This is a genomic window from Campylobacter sp. RM16704 (assembly GCF_000816245.1).
In the GTDB taxonomy this organism is placed as follows: domain Bacteria; phylum Campylobacterota; class Campylobacteria; order Campylobacterales; family Campylobacteraceae; genus Campylobacter_D.
This window is the reverse complement of record NZ_CP007769.1, coordinates 567,166-586,148: the sequence shown is the minus strand read 5'-3', so window position 1 is coordinate 586,148 and position 18,983 is coordinate 567,166. Positions and strand designations below refer to the sequence as shown.

The following is an 18,983-nucleotide window of genomic DNA, read 5'->3' as shown; positions in this document are numbered from 1 at the left end:
ATGAAAAACAATAAAAAAGCCTTTAAAGAAGCTTGTGAATTTATTGCAGGAGGGGTGGATTCCCCAGTACGTGCATTTGCAAATGTAGGAAACAATCCTTTATTTATAAAGCAAGGAAAAGGTGCTTATATCAATGATATAGAAGATAATATTTATATAGATTATGTTCAAAGCTGGGGACCTTTACTTTTTGGACATTGTGATGAAAATATCGAAAAGGCTTGTAAAAAAGCTTTAGAACATGGCTCAAGTTTTGGTGCACCAACCCTAGCTGAAACCAAATTAGCCAAATTTATTCTAAAAGATTGGCCACATTTAGATAAAATTCGTTTTGTAAGCAGTGGAACTGAAGCTACTATGAGTGCCATTCGTCTTGCACGAGGCTTTAGTAAAAAAGATAAAATTATCAAATTTGAAGGATGTTATCATGGACATTCTGATTCTTTATTAGTAAGTGCTGGAAGTGGCGCAGCTACTTTTAACACTCCAAGCTCGCTAGGAGTATTAACCGATGTAGCTAAAAATACCCTAGTGGCCATTTATAATGACATTGATAGTGTTAAAAATCTAATCAGCAATGATGATAATATAGCATGTATCATTATAGAACCAATAGCAGGAAATATGGGCTTAGTACCTGCTAAAATAGAATTTTTACAAGAACTAAGAAAACTATGTGATGAGCATCAAATTCTTTTGATTTTTGATGAAGTTATGAGTGGCTTTAGAGCTTCTTATTTAGGTTCCTTTGGAATCAATCATATAAAAGCTGATATAGTAACTTTTGGTAAGGTTATAGGTGGTGGTATACCAGCAGCTGCTTTTGCTGCAAGAGCTGAGATTATGGATTTATTGAGTCCTTTAGGTGGAGTATATCAGGCAGGAACGCTAAGTGGCAATCCTCTTGCTATGGCTGCAGGTTATGCAAGTTTAAAAAAAGCAAGAAGTTATGAAGGTTTATATGAAAAATTAGAAAAACTAGCTAAAAGACTTACAGATGGTTTTAAAGAAGTTGCAAATAATTGTAATATTCCTTTACAAGTTAACTATATAGGCTCTATGTTTGGATTTTTCTTTTGTGAAAACCCTGTTAATAATTATCAAGATGCATTAAAATCAGATACCAAGTTATTTGCTAAATTTCACGCACAGATGCTTAACAAAGGCGTGTACTTAGCACCTTCTCAATTTGAAACAGGTTTTATATGTGAATGTATGGATAAAAAGATAATTGACAAAACCATACAAGCAGCACAAGAAAGCTTTAAAACCCTATGAGCAAAAGACAAAAAATCATACGTAAAGGTATAGAAGCAGCTGATGGATTAAGTCTTGGTGTATCTATGGTTGTGGCTGTTTTAATCGGTGTGGGTATAGGATATTTTTTAAAAAATTTGACGGATATAGCTTGGCTTTTTTGGATAGGGGTATTTATAGGAGTGGCTGCAGCAATTTTAAATGTATACAAAGCCTATAAAGCACAAGTAAAAAGCTATGAAGAATTTAAAGATGAAAACCGTTATAAAGATTTAAAACAATGATTTTAAAACCTAAAATTTTACTAAAACTCTTACTAGGGTTAAATTTACTTTTTCTAGCAGGAGTTTTTTTTTATAAAGAAATAAATTTTAAAATATTTCTTAGTTTTGAATTTGGTTTTTTTGCCCAAAATTTAATTATTTTTATTTCTTTTTTTAATTATAAAAATTTTATTCGTAAAGCAAGTATAAATTATAGCTTTACACAAAGACCTTTGCAAATTTTTGTAAAAAAACAATATTCTTTTCCGAAAATTATAAAATTTATTAACATAGATGACGATTTAAAACCAAAATTTAAAAGTATTTTTAAAAACGCATTAGCTTTTTTTTCTTTATTTAAAATTTTTGCTTATGTGTTTTTAATAGCAGGGTTTTTATTTTTAGAGTTTCAAGGCTTAATGAGTATTTTTGCCTTGTTTTGTGCAATGTTTGTCACACCCATAGCGGTATTGATTTATAATTTTTTAATAAGAAAATGTTAAGCTCAAAAAGAACAATTAAATCATTAACAGCGTTATTTTTAGGCATGATATTTGTTTTTATAGGTAGTGCATTAACTGTTAATTCTATAGCAATTATATTAAAACAAAATAATGTTAGCAATTTTTACATAGGAATAATAGGAAGTTGTTATTTTTTAGGTGCTATGATAAGTACAATAAGTGCTCATAGAATAGTATCAAAAGTAGGACATATAAGATCTTTTGGAATTTTTGCTATTATTTTTGGTATTGCTACTATGCTTCATAGTATAAATTTTAATCTTTATTTTTGGATGTTTTTGAGATTTTTGTTGGGATTTTGTTATTACGCGTTATTAATGGTTATAGAGTCATGGCTTAATGAAAAAGCTAAAAATTCAATTCGTTCGAGAGTAATAGCCTTTTATGAGGTTGTATTTTATTCATCATCTGGCTTTGGAATTTTACTAATGTCGTTTGATTTTCCAAGTAATACTTTATTTATACTAAGTGCAAGCTTTATTATGTTTGCCTCTATTCCTTTATTTTTAATTCGCATCAAAGAGCCAATTCTACCGCAAAAAACTAAAATTTCTATCCCTAAAATTTTTGATATAGTTCCATTAGCTTTAGTAACAAGTTTTATAGCTGGAATGCTTTTGAATGGATTTTTTTCCATGGCATCTTTATTTATACTCATACAAGGATTTGGTGCAAAAGAGGCTTCATTTTTTATTTTTTGCACTATGCTTGGTGGATTTATATCCCAACTTTTTATTGGTACGCTTTCAGACAAAATAAGTCGAAAATTTGCAATTATTTTATGTGCATTAACCGCTTTAAGTGCTATGCTTTGTATTTTATTATTAAACTATAGTATTTATTTAAAATACTTCTTTGGGTTTTTACTTGGTATGGGAATGTGCTGTTTATATGCCCTTTCTTTGGCAAGGGCTAATGATATGCTCGATGATTCTAGCAAAAGAGTAGAACTTGGTAGAGCTGTTCTTTTTACATATTCTTTTGGAGCTTTATTTGCTCCTGCTGTACTCGGAATTTTAATGTATTATTTAGAAGCTAATGGCTTTATGTATTTTTACATATGCTTACTTAGCATTTTGGTTCTCTTTGCTATAGATAAACCGAAATTTAAAAATCTTACCAAATTCAAAAGAAAACCTGGTAATATGGTAATGCTAGATGATAACTAATATCTCCAATAATCAAAATCAATCTACAAAAAACGAAACTAATAAAGAAAATAAAAACGAAAAAACAGATAAAAAAACTTCACTCAACGAAGCTTTAAAAAATCCTTTATTATCTAAAACAGATACAGAAGCTAAGTTAGCTAAAGACTATGTTAGTAAAATTGATCAAAAACTACAAGAGCTTCTTAATAAACTTTTAGACCAAATCAAAGCAAATAAAAATCCAGATCTTGCAGTATTAAAAAATCACAAAAATTTAAATTTTGCACCAAATTTTGCTAATGAATTAAAAAAATTCCAAACTGAACTTTCTAAACACTCAGATTTTGAAGGTTTATTCAAAAATTTAGAAGAATTTATCAAACCCGCCAAAGAAATTAATAATAAAAACCTCTCTTCTTTGGTAAAAAATTCAGGAGTGTTTTTAGAAGCAAAACTTAACCACTCATTGAAAGAACAAAATTTACCGCAAAGTTTTTTCAATCTTTTAAGTACTATTAAAGGAGCAAACAACAAAAATTTAAAACAAGATATAAGTAATTTAGATTTAAAAAATCTTGATACTATAAGCACTTTAAAAGAACTTATTTACATTTTACAAGATCACAAAAAAAACAATAAAAATTCTTTAGAAAATACTAATTATAAAACACTTTTTAAGCTTTTTGATAAGATAGAAAATTTTAAAAATTACATCAACAAAAATCCTAATATCATAAATCAAGAAAAACTTCAATACATTGCAAACAATTTCATTAAAAACCTTAATAAAAATCTTACACTTATCAATAAAGAACTAGCCAAACCTGAAAATATCAAAATACAAAATACACATATATTGAAAGAACTTAGTCAAAATATAAAAGATCTAATTGTATTTTTAAAAAATATTAAAAATTATAAAAATACATCAGAATCTACACATGGAAATACGAATAATTTTATACAAGATCAAAACAAACAAGAAATTCAACATAAAGATAAAGTATCGGAAAATTTAAAAGATGATACAATATCACAAAATAAGAATATAAAAGATGAAAAACCTATTTTAGATAAACAAGAAAATACCAAACAAGATCAAAACAAACAAGAAATTCAACATAAAGATAAAGTATCGGAAAATTTAAAAGATGATACAATATCACAAAATAAGAATATAAAAGATGAAAAACCTATTTTAGATAAACAAGAAAATACCAAACAAGATCAAAACAAACAAGAAATTCAACATAAAGATAAAGTATCGGAAAATTTAAAAGATGATACAATATCACAAAATAAGAATATAAAAGATGAAAAACCTATTTTAGATAAACAAGAAAATACCAAACAAGATCAAAACAAACAAGAAATTCAACATAAAGATAAAGTATCGGAAAATTTAAAAGATGATACAATATCACAAAATAAGAATATAAAAGATGAAAAGCATTCATCAAAAATATTAGATGAGTCCAAAAAAAATGATAATAAAATACAAAATTTACAACCTAATATAAAATTGGAAGATATTTTTAGACAAAATATAGGTAAAAATCTCAATTTTAGTCAAAATATGCAAGAAGAATTATTAAATAATCTCAACAAAGAATTGGGAAATATTGGACGTAAATTAAATGAAATTCTCAAAATCCTAGATCCTAAAACCCATGAAGCAAAAAATTCTTTAGATGATATAAAAAATATAGAAAGAAAACTAGAATTTTCCATAAAAGATATTGGAAAAATCACCCAAAAGAATATTAATGAAATTAATTCGGATCTGCAACAAGATTTAAAATCAACTCTTTTGCAAATTTCTAATTTAGCTAAAAATTTAGATAATGAAAATATTTTAAGTCAAGCAAATCGTTTTATAGTTCAACTTGAATTTAATCAACTTTTATCTTTAGCAAATAACAGCATCCATACTTTTTTACCATTTTTTTGGGATGATTTGGAAAAATCTAATGTAATTTTTAAACGTGGAAAAAAAGATAAATTCTACGCACAAATTAATCTTGAATTTGAAAAACTAGGAAAAATTAATGTATTTTTATCACTAAGCAATGATAAATATATTGATATAAATATGATGATAGAAAATGTAAATTTTAGAAAAAATCTTTATGAAAGATCCCATGAATTAAAAAAAGCTTTAGTAAAAGTAGGACTTTTGAGCTCTAATTTTTTCATCAGTGATATAGTAAAAAGTAAATTTCAAAATCAAGAAGAATATAATGATTTTAACATGGGTTTTGATACAAGGGCTTAAAAATGGCTAAAAAAGCAAAAAAAGCCGTAGCTCTAGGCTACAATAAAGAAGAGCAAAACGCTCCAAAAATTTTAGCCAATGCAAAAGGTGAAAACGCTACCAAAATCATCTCTTTGGCTAAAGAAAATGGCATACCCATAAAAGAAGATAAAGACTTAGTAGAAGTACTTAGTAAGCTTGATTTAGGTGATGAAATCCCACCTAATATGTATAAAGCAGTGGCTGAAATTTTTGCCTTTTTATATAAAGTTGCTAATGAAGATGAAACTAAACAAAGTCCGCAATCTTCTTAGAAAATTCAACTTGCTCATAGGCATTTTTACTAAATTTTAAAAAACCTTTTTGAGTGATTAATACTATAGTCGAACCTAGTTCAAAATTGCCTAATCTTTGTCCTTTTTCTACAAAAAGATCTTCATAAGTATGAGTAAAATCAAAATTTGCAGCATTAGTTTGTATACTAGTATCAAATATAAAATGCATTTTACCTACATTTAACGCGCCCACAAATACAATCCAAAGTATAAATTTTCCATTTACTAAGCACTTTAAAACTACTCTTTCATTTTTAGTATAAAGATTTACAATCTTTGCAAGTTTAGCCTCGCTCACACTAAATAAAGCACCACTCATATAAGTAGCACTTAAAATTTGCATATTACAAGGTGCATGATAGTGATGATAATCTTTTGGAGATAAATAAATGTTTGCATAGTCTATTCCATTTTCCAATTCTTCTTTGCTAGCTGAATTTTTTAAAAGCTCTTCTATACTATAACTTGAACCTTTAATACTAAAAGCTAAATTTTCTTTTATATCATTTTGAAAACTACTTCCGAGTTCTAAAATTTTACCATCACTTGGACTTATAAACCCATCTTCTAGCTCTCGCTCTTTTAATAAGCTTCTTGTAAATAAGGCATTTAAACTCTCATACTCTTCTAAAGGCTTAAATTCACTCATATTGATATTAAAAGCATTAACATAAGCTTTATTAATATTTTTTTGTATGATTTTTGGAAATTTATATTTTGCTATGATTCCAAACATTTTTGATGCACTATTACTAAATCCCATTTATTCTCCTTTTAATCTAATCAAAGCTATCTCACTAGGAGCTAAAAATCTCACAGCAGGCCCCCAAAATCCAGCCCCACTACTTACATAAAGCAAACTATCTTTATTTAATTTATAAAGTCCATACACAAAACCCTGCTCTAAATATACCAACAAAGAAAAAGGGAAAATTTGTCCTGCATGCGTATGTCCTGATAAAATCAAATCAAATCCACTCACATCATAAGTTTTTACATATTTTGGCTGATGAGTGATTAAAATATTAGCCTTTTCTTGATTGATTTGGGTTTTTATTTTTTCTATATTGCTTTCTTTAAAACCCAAACGCTTTGCACTTAAATCCAAAGTCCCACTTAAAGTAAAATCTCCAAAATCTATACTTTCATCTTCTAAAACTTTAAAATTTTTAAGTGTTTTGAGTTTTTGTCCTATTGCATTTATATTATTATAATATTCATGATTTCCATAAACATAATAAGTACCATATTTTGACTTAAAATTCTCCAATAAATCAACATAAGGCATACTAGCAATATCTGCATCAATTAAATCTCCAGCTATGATAACCATATCCACATTTAAAGCATTAACCTCATCAATTAAGGTTTTTAAAAAATCTTCTCCTAAATTTTTACCCAAATGTACATCTGTCAATAAAGCTATATCTAAATTCTTTTTTAAATTTTTAATTTTAATATCTATTTCATTAACCTTGGGCGTACTAATAGCATTTGCAAAACCCCTAAACACCATACTAACACTAAGTATAATAAGCCAAGAATCAAAAATTAATTTTAAAAATTTTCTTCTTTGGGAGCTAAAAATTTGTTCTTTTTTATTTTCATTAAAAAAAATCCAAGTTCCAAACTCAAAAATCAATCCAAAAAGTAAGAAAAAACAAGTGATAGTAGGAAAAATCGCTAAAATATAATAAAATTTTTCATGCAAAAAATCCCCACGCATATTTATAAAAAAAATAATTTCAAGTATTAAAACTAAAAAAATAAAAATTAATATTATTTTTTTATAAGACTTTAAAAAAACAACTCTACTTAAAAATCTTTTATAAATATACCAATTTGCCAAAGCAAAAAATAAAACTAGCAAAATAAAAAAAACAAACACTCTCATGGCGTAATTTTATTTAAGCAAAATTAATACTTTTTAAAGTAAAATCGCAAAAAAATATTTGGGAAAGAAATTTGGCTTTAATAGATTTAATTGATGCAAATAAAAAATTTAACACAAAAATAGTTTTAGAAAATGCAAATTTTAGTGCAAATTTAGGAGAAAAAATTGCCATTATAGGCAAAAATGGCGAAGGAAAATCAAGCTTTTTAAAAGCTCTTGTAGGAACTTTAAAATTAGATAGTGGTAGGATGATTAAGCAAAATAACGCTAGTATAGGTATGCTAAGCCAACAAGTAAGCTTTGAAAGCACCTTAAGCGTAAGCGAAGCCGTCAAAAAAGAACTTGAAGAAATTTATCAAGCCTTAAAAGAATTTGAAATTTATAATGAAAAATTAGCACTTGATCCAGAAAACAAAGAATATTTAAAAAAAGTAGATGAATTAAGTTTATTTATAGACTCAAAAGACGCATGGAATTTAGACCAAAAAATACAAAGAATATTAGAAGAGTTTAAACTACTAGAATACAAAGACAGACCACTTTGCTCTTTAAGTGGTGGCGAGATAAGACGCGTAGGACTTTGCACGCTTTTGCTTAAAAATCCTGATATATTATTACTTGATGAACCAACCAACCATTTAGATGTATATATGAGTAGCTTTTTAGAAGAAAGATTAAAAGCTTCTAAGATGTGTGTTATTTTTATCTCTCATGATAGATATTTTATCGATGCTATAGCACAAAAATGCGTAGAAATAGAAGCGGGAAAATTAAGTGTTTTTGAAGGTGGATATACCCAGTATTTAGAAAAAAAAGCAGCCATTTTAGCTTCTTTAGCAAAAAGCCATGAAACCTTGCTTAAACAACTAAAAAGCGAGGAAGAATGGCTAAGAAGAGGTGTAAAAGCTAGACTAAAACGCAACGAAGGGCGTAAAGAGCGAATTTTTAAAATGCGCGAAGAAGCTAAAAAAAATCCAGGAGCTATCAAACGCTTACAACTTGAAATCAAAAGAGCTAGTAAAAATTTCAACCAAACCCAAAGTCAAAACCGCAAAAAAATGCTTTTTGAGCTTAAAAATATCTCAAAATCCATAGCAGATAAAACACTTTTTAAAGACTTTAACGCAAGAATTTTACAAGGTGAGCGCATAGCTATAGTAGGTAAAAATGGCTGTGGGAAATCCACTTTTTTAAAAATTTTACTTGATAAAATTCCACTTGATAGCGGAGAGATTAAAAGAGGTGAAATTAAAATAGGCTATTTTGATCAAAGCAGAAGCTTGCTCAATACTGATAAAAAACTTTTAGAAATTTTTTGTCCAAATGGTGGTGATCATATACAAGTGCGTGGTAAAAATATGCATGTTTATGGGTATTTAAAACAATTTTTATTTCCAAAAGAATTTTTAGAACAAAGTGTGAGTGTTTTAAGTGGGGGCGAAAAAAATAGAGTTGCCCTAGCCTTGCTTTTTACTAAAGAATATGATATATTGATTTTAGATGAACCAACAAATGATTTAGACATAGCCACAATTAACATCTTAGAAGAATATTTGCTTTCTTTTGAAGGTGCAATTTTACTTGTCTCGCATGATAGATATTTTGTTGATAAAATAGCAACTAAACTTTATGCTTTTGAAGATAATGCAAATATCAATATAGAAGTTCTTTCCTATAGCGAATATTTAGAAAATGAAAAAGAATACAAAGACTTTGAAGAATTTTCTAAAAACCTAGAAATAAACACTACAACAAGTGTAAAAACAAAAGAAAAATCAAACAAAAAACTAAGCTACAAGGAAAATGAAATTTTAAACTCATATCCTGATAAAATTCACAAATTAGAAGAAGAAATCAAAGAAATTAAAAATTCTCTATCCGATCCTGAGCTTTATCAGAAAATTGGAATTAATAAGCTTTATGAAGAATTAAAAGAAAAAGAAGAAAAATTAATTATCTTGGAAGAAGAGTATTTTAAAATTCTTGAAAAATTTGAAGAATAAGATATTTAAAAAAGTTAATCTTTGTTTGTACTATAAATAAATTTACTTAATATTGTTTATTTTTATAGTACATATAAAAAATATTTATTTATTATAATATTTATTATTTTTTAATATATATAAAGATATAACATTATCTCAAATCTTAATTTTATTGAGGAGTTAAATGATGAAAAATTCAAGAAAAATTTTTCTATCAGCTTGCGTTGCTACTATGGTAGCTAACTCAACTCATGCTGTTATAGGGGGGGGGGAGATTGCATTTAGTGATAATGACCTAAAAGATACAAATAAAAACGGAAGCTACTTTTTTGCATTAGAAAAAGATACAGGTTCTACTTACAATACCTCTTCTGTCATCAGATCTAGCTTCGATGGTAAAACAAATTAACTCATCAATAACTTAAATATAAATGTAAAAGTATTTTAATATAGATGGCTCAATGCAAGATGCTGAAATTGGAGCAGAGTTTAGAAAAGGATTTGATGGTGGTAGCTATTTCTATATTACTCCAAAAATTGAACAATTCTTTGCTACAAGTGGAAATGATTTTAAAGACCACTTTATAGGAAGTGATATGAATTATCATGTAGCTGGTGTCGAAAAAGATAAAACTTTTGGTAGAATTCTTATTGGAAGTAACATTAGTGTAACAGATAACCTTCTGTTGATCTTAGTATAGGTGCTAAACAAATCCTAGATAACAAAGATGACAATACCGACGAAACTTATATAACTGGCAATATTGGTGTTAAATATTCATTCTAAAATTAATATCATCAAGAATTCTTCTTAAGTAGCATAGGTAATTACCTATGCTTATTTACTTTCTTATTGCATACTTTTAAAAAAAATATGGAAAAACTATGACTTTAATAACTATTTTATGTATATACACAGCTTTTTTGATTTTCATATCTTATATGCAAATTTCTTTTTTAAAAAAAGAAAGAGAAAAACAAGCAATTATTTTAAATGAGCATGATTATAAAAATGCTGCAAATATCGCCATAGAAAATGAAAAATACAAAATCTTTTCTAATCTTTATAATCTGATAATTAACATTTCTTGGATTAGCTTTGGCTTTTTATATTTAAAAGAAATTTTTATAAAAGAAAATTCTATCTTGGAAAATACTTTATTTTTACTTGTATTTTTATTAATTATTAGTATTTTAAATTTACCACTTAGTTATTATGAAAGCTTTGTAAAAGATAAAAAACACGGCTTTTCAAATATGACTTTAGCACTTTTTGTTAAAGATAGTATCAAATCTTTAGCTCTAATGCTTATTTTTGGTTTTTTAATTATCTATGCTTTGGTTTTTTGCTTTGAATTTTTTAGCACATACTGGTGGATGGTAGCTTTTGCTCTAAGCTTTATAATCATACTTATTATAAACCTCATCTACCCTACCCTCATAGCACCAATGTTTAACAAAATGAAAAAACTTGAAGATGAAAATTTATTAGAAAAGATTACTAATTTAATGCAAAAATGTGGTTTTAGTGCAAATGGTGTTTATGTTATTGATGCAAGCAAAAGGGATAAAAGATTAAATGCTTATTTTGGCGGCTTATTTAAAAGCAAAAGAGTGGTGCTTTTTGACACGCTCTTAAATGCCTTAAAAGAAAAAGAACTCATTGCTGTTTTGGGTCATGAATTAGGACATTTTGTGCATAAAGATTTGCTAAAAATGTTATTTACTAGTGCTTTGATGCTTTTTGCTTTATTTTTTATTTTCGCACATTTACCAAGCTTTTTTTACACTGAAAGTCATTTAGATGGAGTGAATGCTGGAGTTTTTGCACTTTTATTGATTTTTGGAAATATTTTTACTTTTATTATTTCTCCACTGCTTAATAAAATGAGTCAAAAAAATGAATTTAATGCTGATTTACATGGAGCAAAACTAAGCTCTAAAGAAGATATGAAAAATGCCCTCATAGCCTTAGCAAAAGAAAATAAAGCCTTTGTTAAAACAAGTAAAATTTATACTTTCTTTCACCTAAGCCATCCTTGTATTTATGATAGAATCAAAGCTTTGCAATGATTTCAATCAAACAAGCTTTAAAGCAAGCTTATACAAAAGGTCCTGCTCAAAAAGAATATATACTTTTTATTCTTTGTGAGTTATTGCAAAAAGATAAGGCTTGGATTTTTTTAAATCCTGAATTTCAAATTGATGAAAAAATTTTTTTTGATTATATAGATAGATTTTTAAACGGTGAGCCTTTTGAATATTTATTTAAAAAAACACAATTTTATGGCTTAGATTTTTTTATTGAAAAAGGGGTTTTGATACCGCGTTTTGATAGTGAGATATTACTTGAAAAATGCTTAGAAATTTTAGATCATCATTCTTTTAAAAATATACTTGAAATTGGCTTTGGAAGTGGAATTTTAAGTATTTGTCTAGCAAAGCTAAAACAAACTTTTATACAAGCTTGTGATATTAATCCAAAGGCATTAGAACTTGCTAAAAAAAATGCAGATTTTCATAATGTTTCAAATTTAATCCATTTTCAACTTTGTGATTTTAAAAACATGCAAGGAAATTTTGACTTTATTTTTTCTAATCCTCCATATATTAAAAATGATTATCCTATAGATAAATGGGTACAAAATGAACCACACAATGCTTTATTTGGTGGAAATAATGGCTGGGAAATTTTACATGAAATTATTCTTTTTGCTAAAAATCAAAAAACAAAAGTCTTAGCATGTGAGTTTGGCTATGATCAAAAAGTGATTTTAAATAAAATTTTAGAAGAAAATGGCTTTAAGGTCACTTTTTATCAGGATTACAATGGTTTTGATAGAGCCTTTATTGCATGGAATTTAAAAAATTAAATTATAATTATTTTATTAGGAGAAGACAATGAAATCAATATATTTATTTTTGCTAGCAAGTTTAGTAGGGATTGAAATTAGCATAGGTGTATTTTTAGCTCCAACTATATTTTATCCTGCTAAATTTATAGGTGAAGGGATTTTAAGCCATTTTCAAAGTGGGCTTTTGATGACACATATTTTTGTGCAATTTGGTTATGTTTTACTAGGTGTGAGTACTTTGTCTATTTTAATGGAAATTTTTTCATTTAAAGATAAAAATTTAACTTTTAAAATAAATTTTTCAAAATTTATGCTTTCTTCAATTATTTTGGTATTAAGCTTGCTTTTTGTATTTTACTTCACTGCTTATGTTTTAGAAGCACAAAACTTAGGAGAAAAAGCGACTAAAACTCAAGAATTTATAAAAATTCATGATGCAAGTGAAGTTGTGATGAAAATTATTATGCTATCACAAGTTATTTTATTTTTTTTAAATTTTAAACAAAAAAAAATGATATAATTAATAAAGTCTTTAAAAGGAGTCAAAGATGAAAATAGGTGATATAGGAACAACTCAACAAAATCATTATTTAAATCAAGCTCAAAAAAATCAAGAAAAAGCTTTAGAAAATATAGCTGCTATGCGTGCTATAGATGGAACCGATGGGGCAAATTTAGCTATAGCTGATTCTTTAAGAAATCAATATAGCACTATAGATCAAGGTGTTTTAAATGCTTATGATGCAATAGGTGTTTTACAAATTGCTGATTCAGCTTTAAATAACATCTCAGCTACAGCAGATAGACTTAATGAACTATCGATACGTTCAAATAATGCTGCCTTAAATGATAGACAAAAAAGTATGCTAAATGCTGAAGCAAATAAACTTGTGACTTCTATCAATGATGCATTTTCCAATGCTACTTTTAATGGGAAAAATGTTTTTCAAAGTATGGATTTTGTCGTTGGTACTGGTGTTGAAAACATCAATTTAAATCAGCCAAGTACAGCAAATTTAAACCTTGAAAATCAAGATGGAATTCGTGATTTTCAAGATCAAATAGGCTCTTTACGTGCAGATATTGGTGCTGGAATTAATGCAATCCACTCTAATATTAATTCATCTATGCAAACTAGTATTAATGTTAAAGATGCTGAAAGTAAATTACAAAATAACGACATAGCACAAAACATTAATGACTTTAATGCTAACTATCTCAAAGAAAATGCATTTTTATTTGCAAATGCTCACTCAAATATAATATTACAAACTAAACTAGCAAGCCTACTTCAATAATAAAAACTCCCAAATAAGGGAGTTTTTCAAGGAAAAATATGCAAAATAATGCTTTATTAAAGCAAATTTTAAAACACCCCTTATATGAAAAAATTCAAAAACTTAGTGCAAAAGTTCAAAACTCAGATTATACTATAAATGAAAGTTTTGATATTTTTTGCAATAAAAATTTAGATAGCGAAATTAAAAATATCGCCTTAGAATTAAAACCTTGGCGTAAAGGACCTTTTAAAATTAATGATTTATTTATAGATACAGAATGGCAAAGTTTTGTCAAATTCAATATTTTAAAAGATCACATGTCCCATATTGAAAACAAAGTAGTGGCAGATATTGGATGTAATAATGGTTATTATATGTTTAAAATGCTTGAATTTAATCCTCAAAAAATTATAGGTTTTGATCCATCTATTAAATATTATTTACAATTTTTATTTTTAAATTCTATAGCAAAAACCCCAATACACTATGAACTCTTAGGTGTAGCCGATGTGCCAAATTATCACATTAAATTTGATGTTATCTTTTGTCTTGGTGTAATTTATCATCGTAGCGATCCTATAACTATGCTAAAACAACTCAAACAATCTCTAAATAAAAATGGTATAGTCTTTTTAGATACTATGTATATAGAAGATGAAAGAGAAATAGCTCTCATTCCACAAAAAACTTACTCTAAAATATCAAATATTTTTTTTATTCCGTCGATATTAGGTTTAAGAAATTGGTGTTATAGAGCAGGTTTTAAAAATTTTGAAGTTATAGCAACTAAACAAACTGATAAAGTTGAACAACGAAAAACAGAGTGGATAGATTCATATTCTTTGGATCAATTCTTAGATCAAAACGACTCAAATTTAACTTGCGAAGGCTATGAAGCACCAAAAAGAATTTATGTTAAATTAAAGGTGTAAAAATGGCAAAAACAGTAAGTGCTGTTAGCATTGAAGAACTAATAGATCCAGAAGAATTAAATCGAATTAAGTCAGAACTCATAACTTGTCCTGGTATAAACAATAATCTTGCTGGTAGCATTTCTCATATAGAAAAAAACTTTGCAAAAGGTATTTTAATTACAACACATGATATGGCTGTTGATGAATTAGGATTAGTACACAGTGGTTTTGTATTTAATGCAGCAAATTATATAGCACAAGCAGCTATCAATAAGGAATTTAGTGTTTTAATAGGTTCTAGAAGTTTTTTCTATGCACCTTTAAAAGTAGGAGATATATTAAATCTTGAAGCAAGTGCTTTATTTAGTGATGATTCAAGAAAAAGAGAGGTTAAAGTTGTAGGGTTTGTAAATGAAATTAAGATTTTTGATGCCTCTTTTCAAGTTATAACTACAGATGATCATATTTTTAAACTAAAACAAAGTAAAACCAATACGAGTAAAAACCAACAAGAAGTCTCTAAACAAGAACCTTCCAAACAAGAGGCTTCTCAACAAAGGGAGCTTAACGCTGCTTTAAAAGGAATCGGGAGTTAATGGTAAATCTACCCAATTTTTTGGACATTCTTTGTGATACATCCCACTAGCATCATAGTATTCTTTACAATCATCATAAAAACGATTAGAAATCCCTCTTTCATTTACAAAACAACCGCTAAAAAACAAAACTAAAAATCCAAAAAAACATATTTTTTTAAACATTTTTTACTACCTTATTTTAATCTTATTTGTTTACGCCATTTATGTGGCTCTATAGGATTTTCATCTTTCCATAATCCTTTTTTATTTTCTTTAGCTTGATTTTGTTCTTTTAAATATAAATCACTATAATATTCATAAGCCCAAGCAAAGCCATTTTTAACCATCACTTGATTGATATCTCTATCTTTTAAGTATAAAATTGCTAAAATTCTACCATATTTATCTTCGCCTTTAATATTCAAAATTACTTCTTTGTTTAATATAATAGTGCTTAAAAATTGCATAGATGTTTTTCCATAAGCTTGATCATTTTCTGGAGCATCAATTCCAAAAAGTCTTATTTTATGTTTTTTTTCATAAAATTGAGCTTCAATAGTATCTCCATCTAATATATTAATTATTTTAGCCTCAACATAAGAATTATCATCATAATTTAAAACATAAGTAAAAACAATTAAAAAAAGTAAGATTATAATTTTTCTAGGATCATTTAAAAAACTTATTATTAATTTTATTTTTCTGTTTAAATTTTTCATTTAATCTCATCTATATAAAAATATGTCATAATTACAGCAAAAAAAGGAAATTTATGCAAGAAATTATACAAAATTTTAAACAAATAACTAAAATACCACATTGTAGTTTTAAAACTGAAGAATTAAAAGATTTTCTTGTTGATTTTGCTAAAAATCAAAATTGTCAGGTAAATATCGATGAAGCTGGAAATATCCATACATACAAAGGCAATCCAAAAATTTGCTTACAAAGCCATTATGATATGGTTTGCATGGGAGAAGCTCCGAATATACAAATATATGAAGAAAATGGATATTTAAAAGCAAAAAATTCAAGCTTAGGTGCAGATAATGGTATAGGTGTTTCTTTAATGATGCAGGCATTAAAAGAATTTGAAAACATTGAATGCCTTTTTACAAATAATGAAGAAGTTGGACTTTGTGGAGCAAACAATCTTTCACACACTATAATTTCAAATAAGCTTTTAAATTTAGATCATGAAAGTGATAATGAAGTAGTTATAGGTTGTGCAGGTGGAGTAGATATTTTTGCTAATTTAAATTTAGAAATAGATGAAAAAGAAGAAGATTGTTATGAGGTAGAAGCCAACGGATTTAAGGGTGGTCACTCAGGGATTGATATAGTGAAAAATATCAAATCATCTATTAAAGAAGTAAGTTATTTCATCTCTCAAAATCAAGGTGAGCTTTGCGAATTTAATGCGGGTGAAAGAATCAACTCTATACCAAAACATGCCAAAATCATAGTTTTTTTTAAAAATCCTCCAAAAGAAAACAATCATTTTAAAGTAAATTATTTGGGTAAAATCAAAAGAAAATACTATAAAAATTCCCAAATCATTTTAAATCTTATTAATGCTTTTGCACAAGGAGTAAGAACTTTTAATCATAAACTAAATTTAGTCCAAACAAGTATAAATCTTTCACTAGCTTATGAAAAAGATGGTAAATTTCATTTTGAACTCTTTGCAAGATCCAATGATTTACAAGAGCTTAAAAACATAGAATTTGAAACATTAACTTATTTTAAAATGCAAAATTGTGAAGTCTTGAGTGCAAATTTTTATCCACCTTGGGCTAATAAAGACACAAATTTTGGAGAAGAAATTCTAAGTTATTTTAAAAAAGAAAACCCAAATGCAAAACTTTATACCATACACGCTGGTTTAGAATGTGGAGTTATAAGTGAAAAACAACCTCTAGAATGCTGCTCCATAGGACCAAATATATATAGTCCTCATTCCACTGATGAAAAATGTGAAATATCTTCTATCGAAAAAATCAGCAAAATTCTTTTTGCCATCTTAAAAAACTACCAATAAAACATAAAAAACCAATATTTTGATGAATAATTTCAAAATATTGGTAAATATTTATTTAAAATATAAATAATTTATTTACTTTTAATAAAACTCATATTATACTCTTGCATATTTAAAAAAGGAGAAAGTATGGAAATGCTAACCAGCCTTAGTGAAGGCACTCAATTTAGTATTCAATTAGCCGTAGTACTCATTTGTCTTTTTTATGGAGCAAAAAAGGGTGGTATAGCCTTAGGTTTACTAGGAGGTATAGGATTATTAGTTCTAAGTTTTGGTTTTGCTGTTGCACCTGGAAAACCTTCAATTGATGTTATGTTAACCATTTTAGCTGTTGTTGTTGCAAGTGCAACTTTACAAGCTAGTGGTGGTCTAGATGTAATGCTACAAATTGCAGAAAAAGTTTTAAGAAAAAATCCTAAATTCTTAACTATTTTAGCTCCTTTTGTAACTTGTTTTCTTACCATGCTTTGTGGAACAGGACATGTAGTTTACACTATGATGCCTATTATTTATGATATTGCCATTAAAAATGGAATTCGTCCAGAAAGACCGATGGCTGCTTCAAGTATATCATCTCAACTTGGAGTTATTGCAAGTCCTGTTTCAGTTGCTGTTGTAAGTTTAACTGCTTTACTTTTAAATCCAGAAATTAACAAAAATCCACTAGCAGGTTTTGATGGTTATGTAGATTTACTTGCTATTACCATACCTTCTACTTTAGTCGGTGTTTTAGCTATAGGAATTTTTTCTTGGTTTAGAGGAAAAGATCTTGATAAAGATGAAGATTTTCAAGAAAGAATTAAAGATCCAGAGCAAAAAGAATATATCTATGGCGATAGCAAGACTCTTCTTGGTCAAAAACTTCCAACTATTCAATGGGTAGCTATGTGGATTTTCTTAGGTGCTATTGCAATAGTAGCTATACTCGGGGCCTTCCCAGAACTTAGACCTCAATTTACCTCAAAAGGTGTAACAAAACCTATGAATATGGTTGCAACCATACAAATGTTTATGCTTTTAGCAGGTGCAGCACTAATCATATTTACAAAACTTGATGCAAGTAAAATTGCTAAAAATGAAATTTTTAAATCAGGTATGATAGCCTTAGTTGCAGTTTTTGGAATTTCTTGGATGGCAGATACTATGTTTGCAGTTCATACTCCTATGATGAAAGAATCTTTAGGTAATATTGTTATAAATCACCCATGGACTTATGCTGTTATGCTTTTACTTATCTCTAAATTTGTTAATTCCCAAGCAGCTGCAATTGCAGCATTTGTTCCTCTTGCTTTAGGAATTGGAGTTGAACCGGGTATTATTGTAGCTTTTGCAGCAGCTTGCTATGGATATTATATTTTACCAACTTATCCAAGTGACTTAGCTACTATACAATTTGATAGATCAGGAACTACCAAAATTGGTAAATTTGTTATCAATCATAGTTTTATTTTACCAGGTCTAATTGGTGTTATTGTTTCTTGTATAGTAGGCTACTTTTTAGCTTTAAGTTTTGGCTATTTATAAAATAAATACTTCTCTCCTCAAAGAGAGAAGTATTTAAAAAATTATATTCGAAAACTATAATCTTAAAAAATAAAATCTGTATTTTGTTACAATTTAAAATTATATTTGTAAAAATTCTTATTTGTGCT

At 27.4% G+C, this 18,983-nt stretch carries 20 protein-coding genes and 1 pseudogene; 17 read left to right on the top strand and 4 right to left on the bottom strand.

All coding sequences use genetic code 11. The features are described from left to right. The 6 genes from hemL to CAQ16704_RS03055 are packed head-to-tail and all read left to right on the top strand — an operon-like array spanning position 1 to position 5,763. Entirely contained in the window at positions 1-1,278 is a 1,278-nt protein-coding gene (gene hemL, locus CAQ16704_RS03080) for a glutamate-1-semialdehyde 2,1-aminomutase (protein WP_039666826.1), read from the top strand. Continuing rightward, a complete protein-coding gene (locus CAQ16704_RS03075; RefSeq protein ID WP_039666825.1) occupies positions 1,275-1,541 on the top strand; it encodes an AtpZ/AtpI family protein in 267 nt (88 codons plus the stop codon). Before hemL ends, CAQ16704_RS03075 begins: the two co-directional genes overlap by 4 nt. Further along, positions 1,538-2,023 carry a hypothetical protein gene (locus tag CAQ16704_RS03070; protein ID WP_052244982.1) on the top strand — a complete coding sequence of 162 codons (486 nt, stop codon included), beginning with the start codon at positions 1,538-1,540 and terminating at the stop codon, positions 2,021-2,023. The genes CAQ16704_RS03075 and CAQ16704_RS03070 overlap by 4 nt, the downstream gene beginning before the upstream one ends. Beyond that, entirely contained in the window at positions 2,017-3,213 is a 1,197-nt protein-coding gene (locus CAQ16704_RS03065; RefSeq protein ID WP_039666824.1) for an MFS transporter, read from the top strand. Before CAQ16704_RS03070 ends, CAQ16704_RS03065 begins: the two co-directional genes overlap by 7 nt. After that, entirely contained in the window at positions 3,203-5,470 is a 2,268-nt protein-coding gene (locus CAQ16704_RS03060; RefSeq protein ID WP_039666823.1) for a flagellar hook-length control protein FliK, read from the top strand. Before CAQ16704_RS03065 ends, CAQ16704_RS03060 begins: the two co-directional genes overlap by 11 nt. A gap of 2 nt (positions 5,471-5,472) precedes the next feature. Beyond that, on the top strand, positions 5,473-5,763 hold the full coding sequence (locus CAQ16704_RS03055) for a FlhB-like flagellar biosynthesis protein (protein ID WP_039666822.1): 291 nt from the start codon (positions 5,473-5,475) through the stop codon (positions 5,761-5,763). Here CAQ16704_RS03055 and CAQ16704_RS03050 read toward each other — a convergent pair. Then, positions 5,738-6,547 (bottom strand): phosphatidylserine decarboxylase, encoded by an 810-nt coding sequence (locus CAQ16704_RS03050; protein ID WP_039666821.1) that lies wholly within the window; start codon positions 6,545-6,547, stop codon positions 5,738-5,740. The genes CAQ16704_RS03055 and CAQ16704_RS03050 overlap by 26 nt on opposite strands. Beyond that, positions 6,548-7,201 (bottom strand): annotated as a pseudogene (locus CAQ16704_RS03045) (metallophosphoesterase); the annotation flags it as partial. Between the two features lie 548 nt (positions 7,202-7,749). On the opposite strand from CAQ16704_RS03045, the gene abc-f reads away from it, so the two are divergent. From abc-f to CAQ16704_RS03000, 9 genes are all read left to right on the top strand, one after another. Next, positions 7,750-9,681, top strand: coding sequence for a ribosomal protection-like ABC-F family protein (gene abc-f / locus CAQ16704_RS03040; protein WP_039666819.1), 1,932 nt, complete (start codon positions 7,750-7,752; stop codon positions 9,679-9,681). 166 nt (positions 9,682-9,847) lie between these two features. Next, a complete protein-coding gene (locus tag CAQ16704_RS03035) occupies positions 9,848-10,072 on the top strand; it encodes a hypothetical protein (protein ID WP_039666818.1) in 225 nt (74 codons plus the stop codon). A gap of 52 nt (positions 10,073-10,124) precedes the next feature. Next, positions 10,125-10,364: a hypothetical protein gene (locus CAQ16704_RS03030; RefSeq protein WP_052244981.1), complete on the top strand. Its 240-nt coding sequence runs from the start codon at positions 10,125-10,127 to the stop codon at positions 10,362-10,364. 184 nt (positions 10,365-10,548) lie between these two features. Then, positions 10,549-11,736: a M48 family metallopeptidase gene (locus CAQ16704_RS03025; RefSeq protein WP_039666817.1), complete on the top strand. Its 1,188-nt coding sequence runs from the start codon at positions 10,549-10,551 to the stop codon at positions 11,734-11,736. Next, entirely contained in the window at positions 11,736-12,536 is an 801-nt protein-coding gene (locus CAQ16704_RS03020; RefSeq protein WP_039667707.1) for a HemK/PrmC family methyltransferase, read from the top strand. The genes CAQ16704_RS03025 and CAQ16704_RS03020 overlap by 1 nt, the downstream gene beginning before the upstream one ends. 28 nt (positions 12,537-12,564) lie before the next feature. Continuing rightward, entirely contained in the window at positions 12,565-13,038 is a 474-nt protein-coding gene (locus CAQ16704_RS03015; protein ID WP_039666816.1) for a DUF4149 domain-containing membrane protein, read from the top strand. 28 nt (positions 13,039-13,066) lie between these two features. Then, a complete protein-coding gene (locus CAQ16704_RS03010; protein WP_039666815.1) occupies positions 13,067-13,816 on the top strand; it encodes a flagellin in 750 nt (249 codons plus the stop codon). A gap of 38 nt (positions 13,817-13,854) precedes the next feature. Further along, positions 13,855-14,730, top strand: a complete 876-nt coding sequence (gene cmoB, locus CAQ16704_RS03005; RefSeq protein WP_039666814.1) for a tRNA 5-methoxyuridine(34)/uridine 5-oxyacetic acid(34) synthase CmoB — start codon at positions 13,855-13,857, stop codon at positions 14,728-14,730. 2 nt (positions 14,731-14,732) lie between these two features. Further along, positions 14,733-15,308, top strand: a complete 576-nt coding sequence (locus tag CAQ16704_RS03000) for a hypothetical protein (RefSeq protein ID WP_039666813.1) — start codon at positions 14,733-14,735, stop codon at positions 15,306-15,308. Here the strand turns inward: CAQ16704_RS03000 and CAQ16704_RS02995 are convergent. Further along, the gene (locus CAQ16704_RS02995) at positions 15,288-15,473 is read right to left on the bottom strand and encodes a hypothetical protein (RefSeq protein ID WP_039666812.1); all 186 of its coding nucleotides are present in this window, start codon (positions 15,471-15,473) and stop codon (positions 15,288-15,290) included. The two genes, CAQ16704_RS03000 and CAQ16704_RS02995, sit on opposite strands and share 21 nt — an antisense overlap. An 11-nt stretch (positions 15,474-15,484) precedes the next feature. Beyond that, positions 15,485-16,009, bottom strand: a complete 525-nt coding sequence (locus CAQ16704_RS02990) for a thermonuclease family protein (RefSeq protein WP_039666811.1) — start codon at positions 16,007-16,009, stop codon at positions 15,485-15,487. Between the two features lie 53 nt (positions 16,010-16,062). On the opposite strand from CAQ16704_RS02990, the gene CAQ16704_RS02985 reads away from it, so the two are divergent. Both CAQ16704_RS02985 and CAQ16704_RS02980 read left to right on the top strand, forming a co-directional pair. Further along, complete coding sequence (locus CAQ16704_RS02985; protein ID WP_039666810.1) at positions 16,063-17,331, top strand: M20/M25/M40 family metallo-hydrolase; 1,269 nt, start codon at positions 16,063-16,065, stop codon at positions 17,329-17,331. 129 nt (positions 17,332-17,460) lie between these two features. Beyond that, complete coding sequence (locus CAQ16704_RS02980; protein WP_039666809.1) at positions 17,461-18,855, top strand: anaerobic C4-dicarboxylate transporter; 1,395 nt, start codon at positions 17,461-17,463, stop codon at positions 18,853-18,855. Positions 18,856-18,983 lie beyond the last annotated feature (128 nt).